20 protein-coding genes and 1 riboswitch are annotated in these 19,990 nt (G+C 71.6%); of the genes, 15 read left to right on the plus strand and 5 right to left on the minus strand.

Annotated features, from left to right (window positions below):
• Positions 1-181: 181 nt before the first annotated feature.
• From ACZ607_RS09560 to ACZ607_RS09595, 8 genes are all read left to right on the plus strand, one after another.
• Positions 182-1,102 (plus strand): DUF881 domain-containing protein, encoded by a 921-nt coding sequence (locus tag ACZ607_RS09560; protein ID WP_469733472.1) that lies wholly within the window; start codon positions 182-184, stop codon positions 1,100-1,102.
• Positions 1,099-1,431, plus strand: a complete 333-nt coding sequence (locus ACZ607_RS09565; RefSeq protein ID WP_003970459.1) for a small basic family protein — start codon at positions 1,099-1,101, stop codon at positions 1,429-1,431. Before ACZ607_RS09560 ends, ACZ607_RS09565 begins: the two co-directional genes overlap by 4 nt.
• Positions 1,432-1,436: 5 nt before the next feature.
• Positions 1,437-2,303, plus strand: coding sequence for a DUF881 domain-containing protein (locus ACZ607_RS09570; protein WP_469733473.1), 867 nt, complete (start codon positions 1,437-1,439; stop codon positions 2,301-2,303).
• Between the two features lie 190 nt (positions 2,304-2,493).
• Positions 2,494-3,276 carry an FHA domain-containing protein gene (locus ACZ607_RS09575; protein WP_469733475.1) on the plus strand — a complete coding sequence of 261 codons (783 nt, stop codon included), beginning with the start codon at positions 2,494-2,496 and terminating at the stop codon, positions 3,274-3,276.
• Between the two features lie 44 nt (positions 3,277-3,320).
• Complete coding sequence (ftsR, locus tag ACZ607_RS09580; protein ID WP_469733477.1) at positions 3,321-4,064, plus strand: transcriptional regulator FtsR; 744 nt, start codon at positions 3,321-3,323, stop codon at positions 4,062-4,064.
• A gap of 53 nt (positions 4,065-4,117) precedes the next feature.
• Positions 4,118-4,591, plus strand: coding sequence for a bifunctional nuclease family protein (locus ACZ607_RS09585; protein WP_006123076.1), 474 nt, complete (start codon positions 4,118-4,120; stop codon positions 4,589-4,591).
• 240 nt (positions 4,592-4,831) lie between these two features.
• Entirely contained in the window at positions 4,832-5,377 is a 546-nt protein-coding gene (locus ACZ607_RS09590) for a MerR family transcriptional regulator (RefSeq protein ID WP_443294153.1), read from the plus strand.
• A 72-nt stretch (positions 5,378-5,449) separates the two neighbouring features.
• Entirely contained in the window at positions 5,450-6,967 is a 1,518-nt protein-coding gene (locus ACZ607_RS09595; protein WP_469733478.1) for a DNA polymerase IV, read from the plus strand.
• Here the strand turns inward: ACZ607_RS09595 and ACZ607_RS09600 are convergent.
• Positions 6,883-7,260, minus strand: a complete 378-nt coding sequence (locus ACZ607_RS09600) for a PRC-barrel domain-containing protein (RefSeq protein ID WP_469733480.1) — start codon at positions 7,258-7,260, stop codon at positions 6,883-6,885. The two genes, ACZ607_RS09595 and ACZ607_RS09600, sit on opposite strands and share 85 nt — an antisense overlap.
• A gap of 133 nt (positions 7,261-7,393) precedes the next feature.
• A riboswitch (glycine riboswitch) is annotated at positions 7,394-7,489 on the plus strand.
• 193 nt (positions 7,490-7,682) lie between these two features.
• On the opposite strand from ACZ607_RS09600, the gene gcvP reads away from it, so the two are divergent.
• On the plus strand, positions 7,683-10,568 hold the full coding sequence (gene gcvP, locus ACZ607_RS09605) for an aminomethyl-transferring glycine dehydrogenase (RefSeq protein WP_469733482.1): 2,886 nt from the start codon (positions 7,683-7,685) through the stop codon (positions 10,566-10,568).
• Between the two features lie 71 nt (positions 10,569-10,639).
• Here the strand turns inward: gcvP and ACZ607_RS09610 are convergent, their stop codons facing one another.
• On the minus strand, positions 10,640-10,846 hold the full coding sequence (locus ACZ607_RS09610; RefSeq protein ID WP_099172167.1) for a DUF5999 family protein: 207 nt from the start codon (positions 10,844-10,846) through the stop codon (positions 10,640-10,642).
• Between the two features lie 287 nt (positions 10,847-11,133).
• On the minus strand, positions 11,134-11,748 hold the full coding sequence (locus tag ACZ607_RS09615) for a hypothetical protein (protein WP_469733483.1): 615 nt from the start codon (positions 11,746-11,748) through the stop codon (positions 11,134-11,136).
• Positions 11,749-12,240: 492 nt separating this feature from the next.
• On the opposite strand from ACZ607_RS09615, the gene ACZ607_RS09620 reads away from it, so the two are divergent.
• Both ACZ607_RS09620 and ACZ607_RS09625 read left to right on the plus strand, forming a co-directional pair.
• On the plus strand, positions 12,241-13,746 hold the full coding sequence (locus ACZ607_RS09620) for a glutamate-cysteine ligase family protein (RefSeq protein WP_469733484.1): 1,506 nt from the start codon (positions 12,241-12,243) through the stop codon (positions 13,744-13,746).
• 74 nt (positions 13,747-13,820) lie between these two features.
• The gene (locus ACZ607_RS09625) at positions 13,821-14,621 is read left to right on the plus strand and encodes a CPBP family intramembrane glutamic endopeptidase (protein ID WP_469733486.1); all 801 of its coding nucleotides are present in this window, start codon (positions 13,821-13,823) and stop codon (positions 14,619-14,621) included.
• 24 nt (positions 14,622-14,645) lie between these two features.
• On the opposite strand, the gene ACZ607_RS09630 is transcribed toward ACZ607_RS09625, so the two are convergent.
• On the minus strand, positions 14,646-15,467 hold the full coding sequence (locus ACZ607_RS09630) for a PhzF family phenazine biosynthesis protein (protein WP_469733488.1): 822 nt from the start codon (positions 15,465-15,467) through the stop codon (positions 14,646-14,648).
• Between the two features lie 96 nt (positions 15,468-15,563).
• Entirely contained in the window at positions 15,564-16,223 is a 660-nt protein-coding gene (locus ACZ607_RS09635; RefSeq protein WP_469733490.1) for a class I SAM-dependent DNA methyltransferase, read from the minus strand.
• Between the two features lie 164 nt (positions 16,224-16,387).
• On the opposite strand from ACZ607_RS09635, the gene ACZ607_RS09640 reads away from it, so the two are divergent.
• The 4 genes from ACZ607_RS09640 (at position 16,388) to ACZ607_RS09655 (ending at position 19,977) form a co-directional block, all read left to right on the plus strand.
• Positions 16,388-16,987, plus strand: a complete 600-nt coding sequence (locus ACZ607_RS09640; protein WP_469733492.1) for a PadR family transcriptional regulator — start codon at positions 16,388-16,390, stop codon at positions 16,985-16,987.
• Between the two features lie 234 nt (positions 16,988-17,221).
• Positions 17,222-17,764 carry a peptidase gene (locus ACZ607_RS09645; protein ID WP_469733494.1) on the plus strand — a complete coding sequence of 181 codons (543 nt, stop codon included), beginning with the start codon at positions 17,222-17,224 and terminating at the stop codon, positions 17,762-17,764.
• A 67-nt stretch (positions 17,765-17,831) separates the two neighbouring features.
• A complete protein-coding gene (locus ACZ607_RS09650) occupies positions 17,832-18,866 on the plus strand; it encodes an EamA family transporter (RefSeq protein ID WP_469733496.1) in 1,035 nt (344 codons plus the stop codon).
• Positions 18,867-19,020: 154 nt separating this feature from the next.
• Entirely contained in the window at positions 19,021-19,977 is a 957-nt protein-coding gene (locus tag ACZ607_RS09655; RefSeq protein ID WP_469733498.1) for a DMT family transporter, read from the plus strand.
• Positions 19,978-19,990 lie beyond the last annotated feature (13 nt).

Consider the following 19,990-nt stretch of genomic DNA (forward strand, 5'->3'; position numbering starts at 1 on the left):
GGGGCGCCCCCCCCCCCCCCCCCCCCGCCCCCCCCGCCCGCGCCGGGTGGGCGGGGGGGCGCCCCGCCGCCCGGCGCTCCCCCGCGCCCGCGGTCTCCCCGCCCCGCGCCCCCCCCCGCCGCCCCCCCACGACGGTGGGGCCATTCGGCGGCAGCAGGCATGACGTGCGACGATGTGCGGCATGTCGCAGCCGCCCCCCGATCGGAGTAGCGCCCCTCCGCGTCCTCGCCCCGACGCGTCGATGTCGCTGCTGACCACCGTGATGGAACACAGCCTCGACGAGGGGTACGCCGAAGCGTCGGCGCGTCGGCGGGCAGAGGGCGGCGAGGGGATGCCGCGCACCCTCAAGGCGAAGCTGGGTCTCGCCGCCGGCTTGGTGCTCGCGGCCCTCGTGGTCACGCTCGGTGCCGCCGAGGCCCAGGTCGCGGCTCCGGTGGTGGCCAAGGAGCGCGAGGAGCTCATCGATCGGGTGAACGCCGAGACGTCCACGGCGGACACGCTGGAGGCGGACGTCGACACGCTGCGCAAGGACGTCGGCGAGCGACAGCGCAAGGCACTCCAGGAGCACGGCGGGGACCAGGGCGGCCTGGTGGCGCTGCTGTCCGGTGCCACCGCCGTCGAAGGCCCCGGCATCAAGCTGGTCGTGGACGACGCCGAGGACACCGACCAGGGCGGTGGCGGCCCCCGTGAGTCCACCGGCTTCGCCGACACCGGGCGCGTACGTGACCGGGACATGCAGCGCGTGGTGAACGGCCTGTGGCAGTCGGGCGCCGAGGCGGTCGCCATCAACGGGCAGCGGCTGACGGCCCTCTCGGCGATCCGCGCGGCGGGCGACGCCATACTGGTCGACAACAGGCCGCTCGTGCCGCCGTACACGGTGCTGGCGGTGGGGGACGGCAAGAAGCTCGCCGATGCCTTCCGGGACAGTGCGGACGGCCAGTATCTTCAGGCGCTGCACGAGAGCTTCGACATCCGCACCAGCATCTCCGAGCAGGAGAAGGTGCGCCTTCCGGCCGCGCCCAGCCTGATCGTACGTACAGCAGAGCCTCAGGCCGCAGACACGGGCAGTGGTGCGGCAGACACAGGGAAGGGCACATCGTGATCGCCGTACTGGGCCTCGTCGTGGGAGTCGTGGTCGGACTGTTGGTCCGGCCCGAAGTGCCGGCGGTGGTCGAGCCCTACCTGCCGATCGCCGTGGTGGCCGCGCTCGACGCCGTCTTCGGCGGTCTGCGGGCCATGCTCGACGGAATCTTCGTGGACAAGGTCTTCGTGGTGTCGTTCCTGTCGAACGTCGTCGTGGCCGCGCTGATCGTCTTCCTCGGCGACAAACTGGGCGTCGGCGCCCAGCTCTCCACCGGTGTGGTGGTCGTGCTCGGCATCCGGATCTTCTCCAACGCCGCGGCCATCCGCCGGCACGTCTTCCGGGCGTGAGGCCGATGAACCACGGACGGAATCCGGACGACGCACAGCAGCCGGGCAACGAGCCGGGGCCCGGCGCCGGGCGCTCCTCCGGCCCGCTGCCGGCCGAGACGCCCCCTCCAGGCGCCACGACGCCCCCGCCGGCCCGGCCCGAGGACGAGGAGGTCTCCGGCCGTCAGCGGCTGCGGGCGGGCCTCTGGCCGCCGCGGGTGAGCAGGGCCCAACTGATCGTCGCGCTCCTCCTGTTCGTGCTGGGCCTTGGCCTGGCGATCCAGGTCAGGTCGAACAGCGACAACAGCGCCCTGCGCGGGGCCCGCCAGGAGGACCTGGTCCGCATCCTCGACGAGCTGGACAACCGCACCCAGCGCCTGGAGGACGAGAAGCAGCGCCTCGACGACCAGCGCACGGAACTGGAGAACAGCTCCGACCAGGCGGAGGAGGCCCGTAAGCAGACGCTCGAGAAGGAGCGGCAGCTCGGTATCCTGGCGGGCACCGTCGCCGCGCACGGCCCCGGCATCACCCTGACCATCAGTGACCCGGCGGGTGCGGTCGAGCCGGACATGCTGTTGGACACCATCCAGGAGCTGCGTGCGGCCGGCGCCGAGGCGATCGAGATCGACGGTGTACGGGTCGTGGCGAACACATACTTCTCTGGTGACGGGGGAGAGTTGAGAGTCGACGGCCGGAAGATCGAGGCTCCTTACGAGTTCAAGGTCATCGGCAAGCCGCAGGACCTGGAGCCGGCGCTGAACATCCCCGGGGGCGTGGTGCAGACGCTCGAGAAGGAGCAGGCCACGGCGGAGGTGACGCGTGCCGACGACATCGTCGTGGACGCCTTGCGACCGGCGAAGCAGCCTGATTACGCTCGGTCGTCCTCCCGGTGAGGGGGCGCCGCGTGGGGCTCTCAGGAGAGAGGCGTCAGGTTGCGGGGGGTCGGCGCAACGGATCGGTGACGCGTGGTGGAAACTGTCGGGTGGATACGGACGTTGTGAAGATGTCCGGGTCGGCAGGTGTGTTCATTCAGGGTTCGTCCTGCCCCACGGGCGGGTCTATTTCGGTCAAGGGGAAACGCCCGTGAAGTTGTTTGCGAAGTTGTTCGGAAAGAGCGCCCGCGAGGACAGCAACAGCGCTGCCCGCCACCGCGCTCCACGTCAGGGTGCCGAGGAGCAGGGCTCGGAGCGCCCGCTCTTCCGTGACGAGGTCGAAGGAGCCGCCGGCGGGTCCGGCGCGTCGTCCGTTGACCCCGGTGGTGCGGGACGCATAGGTTTCGGGGAATCACCGACCTCGAGTACGGGTGGAGGGTTCGCCCCCGCTCCGGAGGGCTCCGCCATGCCGGTTTGTACGAGGTGCGGGCATCGCAATGCCGAGGCCAGCCGTTTCTGTTCCAACTGCGGCGCGCCGCTGAGGGGCGGAGTGCCCGAGCGCGCCTCCGAGACGACGTCGACGATCTCGATCTCCGGTATCGAGGCGTACGAGGCCGAGGCGACGGGCCAGACGGCCGTTCCCTCGCTCTCACCGGAGGCCCAGGCGGCGGTCGACGCCCTGCCGGCGGGTTCCGCGCTGCTGGTGGTGCGACGCGGCCCGAACTCGGGCAGCCGCTTCCTGCTCGACGGCGACCTCACGACGGCCGGCCGTCACCCGCAGAGCGACATCTTCCTCGACGACGTGACCGTGTCGCGGCGTCATGTGGAGTTCCGCAGGGGTCCGGACGGTAGTTTCACCGTGGGCGACGTCGGCAGCCTCAACGGCACCTACGTCAACCGCGAGCGCATCGATTCCGTCGCGCTGACCAACGGCGACGAAGTCCAGATCGGGAAGTACCGGCTGGTCTTCTACGCCAGCCAGCGGGGCGTGTGACCCTCCCCCGGACTCCGTCCGGGGGAACACCCCCAGGAAGGCCCATGCTTCGAACACCGACAGGCGGTGCCGGCCACGGCACCGCCGCCGCGGGCGAGCGCGCGATGAGCATCGGCACGGTGCTTCTGCAGCTGCGCGACGAATTTCCCGAGGTCACCATCTCCAAGATCCGTTTCCTGGAGACGGAAGGGCTCATCGAGCCCCAGCGGACCCCGTCGGGCTACCGGAAGTTCGGTCCGGCCGACGTCGAGCGGCTGGCGCAGGTCCTGCGCATGCAGCGGGACCACTACCTGCCGCTCAAGGTCATCCGTGAGCACCTGGAGGCCCTGGCCCGTGGCGAGCAGGTGGCGCTGCCCTCAGGTGGCGGTCAGGGCGACCCCGGCGACCTCCTGCGGGACCAGGACCCGGGGCAGGCCACCGCCACCCGTATCGGACGTGCGGAGCTCCTGGCGGCCACCGAGGCCACCGAGGAGCAGCTCGACGAGTGGGAGTCGTACGGGCTGATCGTGCCCGCCGCGGGCGGGAGCTACGACGCCGAGGCGGTGACCGTGGCGCGGCTGGTGGCGGATCTGGGCAGATTCGGTCTGGAACCCCGGCATCTGAGGGCCGTCAAGGCGGCCGCGGACCGCGAGGCCGGACTCGTCGAACAGGTGGTCGCCCCCCTGCGCCGGCACCGGAATCCGCAGACCAGAGCCCATGCGGAGGCCACCGCGAGGGAGCTCGCGGACCTCTCCGTGCGACTCCACGCCTCCCTCGTGCAGACCGCCCTGAAGGCCACCTTCCACTGAGGTCGGAGGAGCCCGACTATCCAAACATGGCGGGCACGTCCTAGGGTTGCTGTGTGAACGAGCTCGACGTTGTGGGTGTCCGGGTGGAAATGCCCTCCAACCAACCGATCGTGCTCCTGCGTGAAGTGGGAGGCGACCGGTATCTCCCTATCTGGATCGGCCCTGGGGAAGCGACCGCGATCGCCTTCGCCCAGCAGGGCATGGCTCCGGCCAGGCCGCTGACCCATGATCTCTTCAAGGACGTGCTCGAGGCCGTGGGCCAGGAGCTCACCGAGGTCCGCATCACGGACCTCCGGGAAGGGGTCTTCTACGCGGAGCTGGTCTTCGCCAGCGGGGTCGAGGTGAGCGCGCGGCCGTCCGACGCCATAGCGCTCGCCCTGCGCACCGGTACGCCGATCTACGGCAGTGACGGGGTGCTGGACGACGCGGGAATCGCCATCCCCGACGAGCAGGAGGACGAGGTGGAGAAGTTCCGCGAGTTCCTCGACCAGATCTCGCCGGAGGACTTCGGGACCAACAGCCAGTAGACCGTCCGCGGTGGTGGCCTCAGCGCATCCGGCAAGCCGTTCCCGGAAATCAGTCACGGGAAACCACCCTCAGGGTGATTATCACTCGGCGTGCCGAGTGTGGCGATCGTTGACGCACCCCTGGTGACTGCCTACCTTCGAGGTGGCAGGTCAAGGACGGAGGTCGGCGTGAGAAGCAGCGGCGACGGTACGGCTGAGGGTGGGCCGTACCGGCAGCACGGGAGCGCGGCCGACCACTCCATCAGGCAGCCGGTTCAGCCGGCAGTGGTGGCAGCGGACGGTGTGGCAGTGGCAGGGGACATCGGCTATCGGGGGCCCACAGCGTGCGCGGCGGCCGGGATCACCTACCGACAGCTCGACTACTGGGCGCGTACGGGGCTCGTGGAGCCGAGCGTGCGTCCGGCGTACGGGTCGGGGACGCAGCGTCTCTACAGTTTCCGTGACGTGGTCCTCCTCAAGATCGTCAAGCGATTCCTGGACACGGGGGTCGCTCTGCAGAACATCCGGACCACCGTGCAGCACCTCAGAGCCCGTGGATTCACGGATCTGGAGCGGATGACCCTGATGAGTGACGGCGCGACGGTCTATGAGTGCTCCTCGCCCGACGAGGTCGTCAGTCTGCTCCAGGGCGGCCAGGGCGTCTTCGGCATCGCCGTCGGCGTGGTCTGGCGGGACGTGGACGTGGCGCTGTCGCAGCTCCACGGGGAGCGTGTCGACACCGGTGAGACGCTCATCGGCCACAACCCCGCCGACGAGCTGGCACGGCGGCGCAATCGCGCGGGCTGATCCACCGGGGCACGGCGCGACGCGTGTGCGGGGTGGGGCGGTTGTCAGTGGCGTAGGGCAGCATCGGTCCTTGTGAGAGCCGCGCCCACCATCCTGCATCTGGACATGGATGCCTTCTACGCCTCTGCGGAGCAGGCGGCGAAGCCGAGCCTGCGCGGCAAACCGGTGGTGGTGGGCGGCCTGGGGATGCGCGGCGTGGTCGCCACCGCGTCGTACGAGGCGCGGCTTCTCGGCGTGCATTCGGCGATGCCGATGGCACAGGCGCGGCGGCTCGCGCCCAACGCGGCGTATCTCGTCCCGCGGTTCGCGCTCTACCGGTCGGTGAGCGACCAGGTGATGGAGCTGCTGGGACGGCTGTCCCCCCTCGTCGAGCCGCTCAGCCTCGACGAGGCGTTCGTCGACCTCGAGGCCGGCGGCGTCGCCGACGACTCGGTGTCCGCGCGGGCGATCGGCGGGCAGCTGCGCACCGTGATCAGGGCCGTCACCGGACTCAGCGGTTCCGTCGGTCTGGCGGGTTCCAAGATGCTGGCGAAGATCGCCTCCGAGGAGGCGAAACCGGACGGGCTGATGCTGATCGAGCCCGGCACCGAGCGGGAGCTCCTGGCTCCCATGTCCGTGCGGATCCTCCCGGGGGTGGGGCCCGCGACCGGCGACCATCTCCGGCGGGCCGGAATGACCCTCGTCAGTCACCTGGCGGAGGCGGGCGAGGCTGAGCTGGTGCGGCTCCTCGGAAGGGCGCACGGCGTCGCCCTGCACCGCATGGCACAGGGCTTCGACGACCGTCCCGTCGTCGCCGAGCGGGACGCCAAGTCCGTGTCGGTCGAGGACACCTTCGACGTGGACCTGCACGACCGGGTGCGCGTCAGGACGGAGGTGGAGCGGCTCGCGGACCGCTGTGTGCAGCGGCTGAGGGGCGCCGGCCGGTCCGGGCGGACCGTCGTCCTCAAGGTGCGCCGCTACGACTTCTCCACGCTCACCAGGTCCGAGACGCTGCGGGGGCCCACCGACGACCCCACGGTCGTCAGGGAGGCCGCTGCGCGGCTTCTGGAGGCCGTGGACACGACGGGCGGGGTCCGGCTGCTCGGGGTCGGCGTCACGGGGCTGGCGGACTTCACACAGGAGGACCTCTTCGCGCAGGCCGCCGACGCCGAGCAAGCGGCGGCCGAGCTGGCGGCGGCGGAGCACGCGGCTGTGGAGCACGCCGCCGGGGAGGCCGGCGACGGCGCCGGGGGACCGGCGGACGAGCGGGACCGCACCGTGGAGGAGCGGGCCGTGGAGGACGCCCGGGAGAGCGAGGAGCAGTTGGCCGCGCGGCGCTGGCCGGCCGGGCACGACGTACGCCACGACGTCCACGGCCACGGCTGGGTGCAGGGCAGCGGTGTCGGCCGGGTCACCGTGCGCTTCGAGGAGCCCTGGACGCCGCCCGGCCGGGTGCGGACCTTCCGCATCGACGATCCGGAGCTCCAGCCGGCCGAGCCGCTGCGGCTGGTGCGGGATCCCGTGGACTACTCCTCGTGGCCGGCGAGCCTGCCGAAGTCCCTGTCGGCGGCGGGGCCGGGAGAGGGGGAGGGGGAGGCGTCCAGTCCGTAATGCCGGTAGAGCTGCAGTTCCTGTTCGGGGGAGAGGTGGCGGCCCACGCCGAAGTCCGGAGCGTCCTTGATGAGGGCCCGCTCGAAGGGGATGACGAGGGCGCCGTCGACGACCTCGCTCGGCTCCAGCGGGACGAAGGCGTCCCTGGTGAAGAGACCGGTGCGTACGGCGGCCCACTCGGGGACCCCGGTGGCGTCGTCGAGATAGACCTCGTCCACCGTTCCGATCTTGGCACCTTGACGGTCGAAGGCCTTGCGGCCGATCAGGCTGCGCGGATCGATGTCGGTCTGCACGGTGCCTCCCACTGGTCACGACGGCATCAGGTGGTCGCGGCTGCTCCACAGGCTCTACGAAAGGCCAGATCCGGGCAGTCGGCCACTCGAGACGGCCCGCCCCGGCCCCGCTGGTAGGCTGGAACACGGCTGCTGACCCTGTGCGGGAGAGTCCTCCGGAGCGATCCGGAGGCGCCGAAGGAGCAACTCCTCCCCGGAATCTCTCAGGCCCCCGTACCGCACGGACGAGGTCACTCTGGAAAGCAGGGCGGGATCCGTGCGGCACACGCCGTGGCGGGCACCACCCTCACCGACGGTGAAAGCCGGTACGCCCCCGGGCGCCCCGGTGAAGCTCTCAGGTCGAGATGACAGATGGGGAGGCCGTTCGGGCAGCCACGCCGTGGCGCCCCTCGCAGGTCGTCACAGACCAGGAGGCCTCCATCATGACCCCCCGTCGCACTCCGCTCTCCCAGCTGGAGCAGGGCATTCCCTTCGAGCAGCGCCACATCGGGCCCGATGCCGAGGCGCAGGCGAAGATGCTCGCCCAGGTCGGCTACGGCTCCCTCGACGAGCTCACCGCCGCCGCGGTGCCCGACGTGATCAGGAGTGCCGAGGCGCTGAACCTGCCCGAGGCGCGCACCGAGGCCGAGGTGCTTGCCGAGCTGCGCAGCCTCGCCGACCGCAACCAGGTGCTCGCACCGATGATCGGGCTCGGCTACTACGGCACGTTCACCCCGCCGGTGATCCTGCGCAACGTCATGGAGAACCCCGCCTGGTACACGGCCTACACGCCGTACCAGCCGGAGATCTCCCAGGGCCGGCTCGAGGCCCTCCTGAACTTCCAGACGATGGTCGCCGACCTCACCGGCCTGCCCACCTCCGGCGCCTCGCTCCTCGACGAGGGCACGGCCGCCGCCGAGGCCATGGCCCTGGCCCGGCGGGTCGGAAAGGTCAAGGGCGGCGTCTTCCTGGTCGACGCCGACACCCTGCCGCAGACCATCGCCGTCATCGAGACCCGGGCCGAGCCGACCGGTGTGGAGGTCGTCGTCGCCGACCTCACCGACGGCATCCCCGCGGAGATCGCCGAGCGCGGGGTCTTCGGCGTGCTGCTCCAGTACCCGGGCGCCTCCGGCGCCGTGCGCGAGATCAAGCCCGTCATCGAGCAGGCCCACGGACTGGGCGCGATCGTCTCCGTCGCCGCCGACCTGCTGGCCCTGACGCTGCTCACCTCGCCGGGCGAGCTGGGCGCGGACATCGCCGTGGGCACCACCCAGCGCTTCGGCGTCCCGATGGGCTTCGGCGGACCGCACGCCGGCTTCATGGCCGTACGCGAGAAGTTCGCCCGCAGCCTGCCCGGCCGCCTGGTCGGCGTCTCCGTCGACGCGGACGGGGACAAGGCCTACCGGCTGGCGCTGCAGACCCGTGAGCAGCACATCCGCCGCGAGAAGGCCACGAGCAACATCTGCACCGCCCAGGTGCTGCTCGCCGTCATGGCCGGCATGTACGCCGTCTACCACGGCCCCGAGGGGCTGCGGACGATCGCCCGGCGCACCCACCGGTTCGCCGCCATCCTGGCCGAGGGCCTGCGGGCCGGCGGTAGCGAGGTCGTGCACGACGCGTACTTCGACACCCTGACCGTCCGGGTGCCGGGCGGGGCGGCCGGCGTGGTCGCCGACGCGCGTGAGCGCGGGGTGAACCTCCGTCTCGTCGACGCCGACCACGTCTCCGTCGCCTGCGACGAGACCACCACCCGCACCCGCATCGCCTCCGTCTGGGCGGCCTTCGGGACCAGCGGCGACATCGAGGCGCTCGACGCCGGGACGGCCGACGCGCTCCCCGCGGGGCTGCTCCGCAGCGACGCCGTCCTCACCCACCCGGTCTTCCACCAGCACCGTTCCGAGACCGCGATGCTGCGCTACCTCCGCAAGCTCGCGGACAAGGACTACGCGCTGGACCGCGGCATGATCCCGCTCGGCTCCTGCACCATGAAGCTCAACGCGACCGCCGAGATGGAGTCGATCACCTGGCCCGAGTTCGGCGCGCTGCACCCCTTCGCGCCGGCCGAGCAGGCGCAGGGCTTCCTCACGCTCATCCGTGAGCTGGAGGAGCGCCTCGCCGAGGTCACCGGCTACGACGCCGTGTCCATCCAGCCCAACGCCGGCTCCCAGGGTGAGTTCGCGGGCCTGCTGGCCGTGCGGGCGTACCACCGGGCCAACGGGGACGACCAGCGCACCGTCTGCCTGATCCCGTCCTCCGCGCACGGCACCAACGCCGCGAGCGCCGTGATGGCCGGCATGAAGGTCGTCGTGGTGAAGACCGCCGACGACGGCGAGGTCGACATAGAGGATCTCCGGGCCAAGATCGCGGCGCACCGCGAGGAGCTCGCCGTCCTCATGATCACCTACCCGTCCACGCACGGTGTCTTCGAGGAGCACGTCGCCGACATCTGCGGGGAGGTGCACGACGCCGGCGGCCAGGTCTACGTGGACGGCGCCAACCTCAACGCGCTGGTCGGTCTCGCCAAGCCGGGCCACTTCGGCGGCGACGTCTCCCACCTGAACCTGCACAAGACCTTCTGCATCCCGCACGGCGGCGGCGGCCCGGGTGTCGGCCCGGTCGGGGTGCGCGCCCACCTGGCGCCGTACCTCCCCAACCACCCGCTCCAGCCCGCCGCGGGCCCGGAGACGGGCGTCGGTCCGATCTCGGCCGCTCCGTGGGGCTCCGCCGGCATCCTGCCGATCTCATGGGCGTACGTACGTCTCATGGGGGGCGAGGGGCTCAAGCGTGCGACGCAGGTCGCCGTACTCGCGGCCAACTACATCGCCAAGCGCCTCGAACCGCACTTCCCGGTCCTCTACAACGGCCCGGCCGGTCTGGTCGCGCACGAGTGCATCGTGGACCTGCGGCCCATCTCCAAGGCGACCGGGGTGAGCATCGACGACATCGCCAAGCGGCTGATCGACTACGGCTTCCACTCGCCGACCATGTCCTTCCCGGTGGCCGGGACGCTGATGATCGAGCCGACGGAGAGCGAGGACCTGGCCGAGCTCGACCGGTTCTGCGACACGATGATCGCCATTCGCGGCGAGATCGACAAGGTCGCCTCCGGTGAGTGGAGCGCGGACGACAACCCGCTGCGCAACGCCCCGCACACGGCCGCCGCGCTGGGTGGCGAGTGGGCCCACGGCTACACCCGTGAAGAGGCGGTCTTCCCGGCCGGTGTCACGCCGGCGGAGAAGTACTGGCCGCCGGTGCGCCGGATCGACGGTGCGTTCGGTGACCGCAACCTGGTCTGCTCCTGCCCGCCGCTGGACGCGTACGACCAGTAGGCGGCCGGGCACGCGTCGGGGCCGGTGCGGAGACTTCTCCGGGCCGGCCCCCGTGTTTCCCCGCCCCGCGGTCAGGCGGCCTTCATCACCTGGCCGCTCCTCAGCGGGCGGTGCGGAGCGATGATCTGCCCGTCCGGGAGCAGTTCGCCGGTGTCCTCGAAGAGCAGGACGCCGTTGCACAACAGGCTCCAGCCCTGTTCCGGGTGGTGGGCCATCAGGCGCGCGGCCTCCCGGTCGTTGGAGTCGGCGGTCGGGCAGGGTGGCTGATGCTGGCACATGGGTGGGTTCTTTCGCTGCGTCGATTCGAGTGTCCTGCGGCTGGACGAGGTGTTCATGGCCGCCCCCGTATCAAGTCGGTCCGGTCCCAGTGTTGCCCTACGGGCGTCTTCCCGCAGGGATTTCGCGGCAGCTGCTGTTCTCCTCCCATGACGCGTCACCCGGCCGGACGGTTCGATCCAACTGGGCTGTCCGTTCGGATGGTTCGGGGTGACCTGACCGGACTAGTCCGGACGGGTACGGGCGCGCCCCCGCCGAGCGGCTCGGCGGGGGCGCGTGGAGCGAGAGGTCAGGCGGGCGACCCGAGGAGTCCGGGGAGCTCGGGCAGGTTCGGCAGGGGCGCCGGGGTGACACGGAGCGTCATGACCGGGAGCAGGTCCGCGACCCGGTGCGGACGGTGGGCCGTGATCCCCGGGGGAGCGGGCGCCAGGGGCACCAGCACATCGGTCGGGGCGAGTACGCCGCCGCCGGCGTCGTCCTCGGTGTCGTGGTGCAGCCACAGGGTGAACATGTACAGCTCGGGTACCGACAGCAGCCGCGGCTGGTAGTGAGTCGTCGTCGACTCCGCCTGGCGTACGGCGAGTTCGGTGGAGACGATGTACGGGCCCTCGAAGAAGTGCGAGAAGGTCCAGCCGTCGGCGGTGAGCATGGTGTCCGCGGCGGCGACGGCGCGCTCACCGCTGCGGATCAGGAAGCGCCAGCCGGCGAGGCGGGTGCGCGGTGCCGCCTCGGTCGGCACGATCCGGTCCAGCACGTGGACCGGAAGCGGGAGTTCGGGGCTCAGCGATCCCTGGACGGACCGGAGAGCGGGCGTATGGGCCTCGCGGACGGCGGTCGGAGAACCGAGTGCCGCGAGAACGCTGCGCAGGGCGGGCGCGGGAGCCGGGGAAACATGCAGCGGCATGGTGGGTCGCCTCTCACTTCGGAGACACGGTGGTGCGTGGGCGGGTGCAGACGGCGCTGTCGGCGTGCGGGGCCAGAGGAAGGCCGGTGACGGGGCGGACGGGCCGATGCGTCAACTCTCTGCCTCGTCCGCAGAGTTTATACGACAAATGTTCACACGGTGTTTCGGCTACTCGTCCCGCATATTGCCTGCAAGGAGGATTTCGGCCTTTGAATTGTGCCGTTTCTGTGGATTCCGGTCGCCCTCGACCGGTACCGCCAGGTGCTTTCCCGGCGTGGCGGTAGGCTGAAACTCATCGGTGTTTCCACCGTGCAACCCGACCGGGCACCCTGCATATGCCGCATGCCTTCGGAATGTGCCTCCGGCTCCGGTCACCAGACTAGTGGGTGCCGGTCTGCCGTGGGGACGTTACGGATCATCTCGGCGGGGCATTATCGATCGTGATACGAGCGGCCTGTGCCGCGGGCCGCCCACTCGAGGAGGGACCCTTCGATGGGCGAGAAGGTCGTGGCGGGTGCCTTTGCCGCCTCCGATCGGCAGGCGTACCGCGAGAAGCTCACCCGGTGCCTGACGGGACTGGAGAGGCTCCTGTCGGAGCGGAGGTTCGATCGGCCCAGGAATCTCATGGGGCTGGAGATCGAGCTGAATCTCGCGGGGCCGGACGGCATGCCGAGGATGCGGAATGCGGAGGTGCTCCAGCGCATCGCCAGCCGGGATTTCCAGACGGAACTGGGGATGTTCAACCTGGAAGTAAATATTCTTCCCCACCGGCTGAGCGGCCGGGTTTTCGATCAGCTGGCCGAGGAGTTGCGCACGGGGCTCGCCTATGCGCACCGGAAGGCCGCGGAGGTCGATGCCGGGATCGTGATGATCGGCATCCTGCCGACCCTCGGCCGGGACGACGTGGTTTCGGCGAACCTGTCGGACGTCGACCGCTACACGCTTCTGAACGACCAAATGGCGGCGGCGCGCGGCGAGGAATTCGTCCTCGATATCGAGGGCGTCGAGCGATTGGTCTCGACCTCTGCCTCGATCGCCCCCGAATCGGCGTGCACCTCGGTCCAGTTGCACCTGCAGGTGACCCCGGACCGTTTCGCCGACGTCTGGAACGCGGCGCAGGCCATCGCCTCCGTACAGATCGCCCTCGGGGCCAACTCGCCCTTCCTGTTCGGCAAGGAGCTGTGGCGCGAGTCGAGGCCGCCGTTGTTCCAGCAGGCCACGGACGTGCGGCCGCCCGAGCTGCGGAACCAGGGGGTGCGCCCCAGGACGTGGTTCGGGGAGCGCTGGATCGGTTCGGCGTACGAGCTCTTCGAGGAGAACGTGCGCTACTACCCGCCCCTGCTGCCGATCTGCGACGAGGAGGATCCGCTGCGGGTCCTCGACGCGGGGGGCGTGCCGAACCTGGCCGAACTCGTCCTGCACAACGGCACGGTCTACCGGTGGAACCGCCCGGTGTACGGGCTGGCCGACGGCGTGCCCCATCTGAGGGTGGAGAACCGGGTCCTGCCCGCCGGCCCCACGGTCATCGACGTCATCGCCAACGCCGCCTTCTACTACGGGCTGGTGCGCGCGCTCGCCGACGAGTCCCGGCCGGTGTGGACCAGGCTGCCCTTCGACGCGGCGGCCGAGAACTTCGACGCCGCGTGCCGCCACGGGATCGACGCCGAGCTGCTCTGGCCGCGCCCCGGACGCTCCGGCGGTGTGGCGAAGGTGCCCGCCGTCAAGCTCGTACGGGACGAACTGCTGCCGCTCGCGGCCGCCGGGCTGGACGCCTGGAACATCGAGCCCTCGGACCGTGACCGCTACCTCGGCGTCATCGAGGAGCGCTGCCGGCTCCGCGCCAACGGCGCCTCCTGGCAGGTCGACACCTACCACCGCGCCCTGGAGGCGGGGCTCGAACGGGAGGGCGCGCTCGCGGCGACCACCCGGCGCTACGGCGAGCTGATGCAGGTGGGTGAACCGGTGCACACCTGGCCCATCGGATTCCCCGCCCCCTGAGGAGGACGCCGCCCGGTGTCCCGCCGCACCGGCCCCGTCGGGCAAGCTATGACGACGCATGGCTGACGACAGGAGTGCAGGTGGAGGCGGGGCGCGTGGCTGAATCCATTCCTCATGAGCAGGTGTCCCGGCGGATCCTCCGCTCGGAGACGCTGCTCGTGCTGGCCCTCTCGCTCGGGGCCAGCGGGGTCTCCGCCCTGATCAGCTTCATCGGGTCGCTGACGAAGCCGGGCGGCCTCAAGGACCAGGCGGCGACGCTGAACGGTTCGTACGCCCCGGGGCGGCCGTGGCTGGACCTGGCCTGGCAGCTGTTCGGCATCGCCACGGCCCTGGTGCCGGTGGCGCTCGTGGCCCACCTGCTGATCCGGGAGAAGGCCGGTCTGCGGACCCTCGGCCTCGACCGCACCAGGCCCGGGACGGACCTGGGCCGGGGCACGCTGGTCGCGGCGGGGATCGGCAGCGCGGGGCTGGCGTTCTACCTGGTGGCCCGGACCGCGGGATTCAACCTCACGGTGGTCCCGGAGTCGCTGCCCGACGTGTGGTGGAAGTTTCCCGTACTGATCCTCTCCGCGGTGCAGAACTCCCTCGTGGAGGAGGTCATCGTCGTCGGCTATCTGCTGCGACGGCTGGGACAGCTGGGATGGACGCCGATGGCCGCCCTGGTGGCGAGCTCCGTGCTGCGCGGCTCGTACCACCTGTACCAGGGGATCGGCGGCTTCATCGGGAACATGGTGATGGGCGTCGTCTTCGTGCTGCTGTACAGGCGGTGGGGGCGGGTCGGGCCGCTGGTCGTGGCGCACGCCCTGCTCGACATCGGGGCGTTCGTCGGATACGCGCTGCTCGCGGGGAAGGTGGGCTGGCTGCCCACCCCGTGACCCGGCGGCCCGGCCACGCCGCGCTCAGAGTCCGGTGAGCAGCTCCCCGTCGATCACGGTGACGGCACTGCCGGTCAGGAGCGTGCGCTCACCGCGCAGCGACGTGCGCACCAGGCCCGAGCGGGCGGAGGCCTGGAGGCCGACGAGGTCGTCACGGCCGAACCTGGCCGACCAGAAGGGCGCCAGAGCGGTGTGGGCGCTGCCGGTCACCGGGTCCTCGTCGATGCCCACTCCGGGGAAGAACCCGCGCGACACGAAGTCGTACGCGCTCGTGGGGTCCTCGGCCGCGGCCGTGACGATGACGCCTCGCCGGGAGCAGGAGATCAGCGCGCGGAAGTCCGGCTCCAGGGCCCGTACGGTCGCCTCGTCGGCCAGCTCCACCAGAAGGTCCCCGACGTGTTCCCCCGTGTCGTGGAGGGAGAGCGGTGACGCACCGAGCGCCTCGTCCAGTCCGGGCGGGGCGGTCACGGGTGACAGCGGCGCCGTCGGGAAGTCCAGCGTCAGGGTGCCGTCGTCCTGGACGGTGGTGCGCAGGACACCGGAACGGGTCGCGTGGCGCACCGTACCGCTCGCGGCTCCGGACGTGTGCAGCACATGGGCGGTGGCGAGCGTCGCGTGCCCGCAGAGATCGACCTCGGCGGCGGGGGTGAACCAGCGCAGCGCCCAGTCCGCCTCACCGCCCGGTGGCAGCGGATGGGCGAAGGCGGTCTCCGGGAGGTTGACCTCGGAGGCGATCCGCTGGAGGCGGTCCGTCCCGGGGAAGGACCGGGAGTCCAGGAGCACGACTCCGGCGGGGTTGCCGGCGAAGGGCCGGTCGGTGAACGCGTCGACGATGCGGATCTTCATGAGCCGACCGTAGACAGGGCTGTTCCGCGCGGTCCAAGGCCAATTACGGATACGCGGCTCGGCGCCGCCCGGCTCGTACGCCTGCTTCTGCAACGCTCACGGTGCTTCGGGCTTCCGGGCGAAGAAGGTGCCTACCGCCCTCTTCGCTCCTTCGCCGGGTTCCTCCAGGAGGCGTGCGGTGACGACGAGTCCGGCCTCGCCCAGGAGGGCGGCGATCCGGTCGGGCGGCAGCAGATGGGACGCCCAGGACACGGGGTGGCCGCCGTACGCCTGCGTCGGGCGCAGGACCTCGCCGTTCCCCACGTGGCCGGCCAGCATCAGGTGACCACCGGGTGCGAGCGCGCGCGTGAACCGGGTGAACACCGTGGGCAGCATCTCCGGCGGCGTGTGGTGGGTCGAGTAGTAGGCGAGGATCCCGCTGAGCCTGCCGTCCCCGACCGGCGGCGCGGTCATCGAGCCCACGGCGAAGTCCAGGGCCGGGTGGGCCTGCCGGGCCAGCTCGATCATCTTCGGGGACAGGTCGACACCGAGGACGGACAGTCCCAGCCCCGCCAGATGCGCCGTGACCTTGCCGGGCCCGCATCCCATGTCCGCGACCGGCCCGCGCCCCGACGTACGGACCACCTCGGCGAACGTACCGAGCATCGCGCGTGACAGCGGGTCGAGCTCCGCGGGGGACCTGACGAGTGCCGCGTAGTCGGCGGCGACGGTGTCGTACGACGCGCGGATCGCCGCGAGGCAGGAGGGCTCGGTCATGCGGGCGACCCTAAGCCACCGCGCCGCGGCCCCGAGGGCGGGTGGCCCCTCCGTGCGCCCGCTCACCTGGGGTGTTGCCAGGCGATAGCTTCCGATATATCGTTGAGGCATCGCGACCGTTCAAAGAAGAGTCGCGTGACAACGATGCAGAGAGGAGCGCAGTCATGCGTTCACATGGAGACGACCACGGATGCGGCCCCGGGCGCCGAGGCGCCGGCAGGGGAGACTTCGGAGGCGGCCGTGCCGCGTTCGGCCCGTTCGGACCGCCCTTCGGCGGCGGGCCCTTCGGAGGCGGACGCGGCGGCCGCGGAGGCGGCCGGGGGAGGGCCAGGCGCGGCGACGTACGCGCGTCCATCCTCGCCCTGCTCAAGGACCGCCCGATGCACGGTTACGAGATGATCCAGGAGATCGGCGAGCGCAGTGGAGGGGCCTGGAAGCCCAGCCCCGGCTCGGTGTACCCCACCCTCCAGCTGCTGGAGGACGAGGGCCTGATCACCAGCGCCAGTGAGGGTGGCAAGAAGCTCTTCACCCTCACCGACCAGGGGCGCGGCGAGGCCGAGTCCGGCCCCGAGGCGCCCTGGGAGGAAGCGGGGCGCGGTGTCGACTGGGAGGGCGTGAACGAGATCCGGCAGGCCGGCTTCGGTCTGATGGAGGCGTTCGGCCAGGTCTGGAAGACCGGCTCGGCCGACCAGCGGCAGAAGGCCCTCGCGGTGATCAACGACACTCGTAAGAAGCTGTACCTGATCCTCGCCGACGAGGACTGACCGGTGCCGTACGCACAGGCCGAGCCCGTGCCGTACGACAGACGGAGAAGGGCCCCTCGCGGGGCCCTTCTTCTTTCCCCGGTGCGAGCGGCGGCGGCCTCCGCCCTTCCGTGCGTCAGGGTGCGATGTCATCCCCAGGGATGAGGGGCGGCCCGGTGGTCCCCGCCTTTCGCGGGATGGCGGATGGGCCGCGCCGGGGATGTTTTCGCTTTCCGGGACTGATGGGGTGGAGAGGTGCACATCCGGACGTCAGAGATCCCCGAACAAGCCGCACCGGACCATCCGTGGGCCGGTGCCGGGCCGAGTCCCGCGATGACCGCCGTGGTGACGGGTGCGCGCAGGCGCGCGGTGCGGGACGGCGACCGCCACGTCGACACGGCCCACCTCCTGCACTCCCTCGTCGAGTCCGACCCGGAGGTCCGGGACGCCTTCGACGGTGGGCCGCAGCTCGCCCGGGTGCTCGGATACCTCGTGCAGCGCAGCATCGGCTACGGCCTCCGCTGGCAGGGGACGCAGGAGGACTCGGGCGCTTTCCCGGCCGTACGGGAACCGGCGGGCGAAGGGTGGTCGCCGTCGGCGGAGGCGGCCATGGACCGTGCCCTCCACCGCGCGCTCCTGCGCGGTGCGCGCCACGCCGACGGCCTCGATCTGCTGGCGGCGCTGATCGCGGATCCCCGGTGCCGCGCGGTCGAGGTGCTGGAGCGGGCCGGAGTCGCCGTCGACGCGCTGCGCGGCCGCGTGGCGGACCCGAGGGCCACCGGAGACCCGCAGGGGTGATCACGAACACGCGGCGGTCAGGTGTGACAGGGGTGACGCTGCTGACGCCTGCTGCCATGATGTGCCGATGCACGCGACTCAGGGGAGAAGTGCGGGTCTGGGCCTGGCCCTTGCCTCGGCCTTCGCATTCGGTGGTTCAGGGGTGGCGGCCAAGCCGCTGATCGAGGCGGGGCTCGACCCGCTGCACGTGGTGTGGCTGCGGGTGACCGGCGCCGCGCTCATCATGCTGCCGGTCGCCTGGCGGCACCGGCGGCTGGTGCGGGAACGGCCCGTCCTGCTGGCCGGTTTCGGACTCTTCGCCGTGGCCGGGGTGCAGGCCTTCTACTTCGCCTCGCTCTCCCGCATCCCCGTCGGTGTCGCCCTCCTCATCGAGTACCTGGCGCCCGCGCTCGTCCTCGGCTGGGTGCGGTTCGTGCAGCGCAGGCCCGTCACCCGTGCCGCCATGGTCGGGGTCGTGCTGGCGGTCGGCGGACTCGCCTGCGTCGTCGAGGTGTGGGCGGGGCTCAGCTTCGACGCGTTCGGCCTGCTGCTCGCCCTCGGTGCGGCGTGCTGCCAGGTGGGCTACTTCGTCCTGTCGGACCAGGGCTCCGGCCACGGCAACACGGCGGAAGCCGAACCTCCGCACCCCGTGGGCGTGATCGCGTACGGACTGCTGGCGGGCGCTGCCGTACTCACCGTGGTGGCCGGCCCCTGGGCCATGGACTGGGGCGTACTCGGCGGGAGCGCGGAGATGGACGGGCACGACGTCCCCGCCTGGCTGCTGCTCGGCTGGATCGTGCTGCTGGCGACCGTGCTGGCCTATGCCACGGGCGTCGTGTCGGTACGGCTGCTCTCTCCCCAGGTCGCGGGAGTCGTCGCCTGCCTCGAGGCGGTCATCGCGACCGTGCTCGCCTGGGTGCTGCTGGGTGAGCACCTCTCCGCGCCCCAGCTCGTGGGCGGCGGGGTCGTGCTCCTCGGCGCCCTGATCGCGCAGTCGTCCGCGCCCAGGCCGCCGTCGGGTCCCGTGGCGTCCGGCCCGGGTGTGGCGGTCGCGGAGACGGCGGAGGCGCACGGGACGGCGGGCCCCGGAAGCGAGTTGTTCCGGCCGCCGTCCACGCCGTAAGGTGCCGATCATGCCGCAGACCGTACTTCCGCCTCCCGCCGCCTAGCGCGAGGCGGCACTCCGGACGAAGACCGGGCTCGGGTACGCCCCGAGCGGTTCGTCGCTGCCCGCGCGCGGAGCCGAGCGACCACCACCCCTTCTTCTGGAGAGTCACGTGTCCCACCCTGTTTCCGGCCTGCCCGTCGGGCGGAGCCTTGTCTACCTCGTCGTCGCGGGCCTTGCCTGGGGTACGGCGGGCGCCGCCGCCTCCCTGCTCTTCCGCATCAGCGATCTCGGGCCTCTCGCCCTGTCGTTCTGGCGCTGCGCCGGCGGGCTCGTCCTGCTGGCCGGGGCGCTCGCGCTGCGTCCCCGGCGCCCCCGTACCACCGTCGAGCCGCGCCGCCGGCGGCTGTTGCGCGTCCTGGGGACCGGCATCGGACTCACCGTCTTCCAGAGCGCGTACTTCGCGGCGGTCGAAGCGACCGGGCTGGCCGTCGGGACCGTCGTCACGCTGGGCGCGGGGCCCGTCCTCATCGCGGTCGGCGCCCGGCTGACCATGGGGGAGCGGCTGGGGGTCGGCGGGCTCGCGGCCGTGGCCGGTGCGCTCGTCGGCCTCGCCGTGCTGGTGCTCGGCGGCGAGCCGGCCGAAGTGCGGCCCGCCGGACTGTTCCTGGCCGTCCTGTCCGCCGCCGGCTACGCGGCGATCACCCTGCTGACCCGGTGGCTCGGCCGGGACGGCACCGCGGGCGACTCCCTCTCCACCAGCGCGTGGGCCTTCGGGATCGGCGCTCTGGGGCTGCTGCCCATGGCGGCGGCCGAGGGCCTCGTCCCGCACACCGTCGAGACCGGCCACGTGCTGTGGCTGCTCGTCTACGTGGCGGCGGTGCCGACCGCGCTCGCCTACGCGCTGTACTTCGCGGGCGCCGCGGTGGTCCGCTCGGCGACCGTCTCCGTGATCATGCTCCTCGAACCGGTGAGCGCCGCGGTCATCGCGGTGACCGTCCTGCGGGAGCGGCTCACCGCGGCCACGGTCGTCGGCACGCTGATCCTGCTGACCGCCGTGGCGGGGCTGGCGCTCGCCGAGACGCGCGGCGCGGCGGCAGCCCGTCGCCGGGCCGCCGTGCCGGCCTGATCCGAGGGGGCCG

Source organism: Streptomyces sp. NPDC104381, from assembly GCF_055583745.1.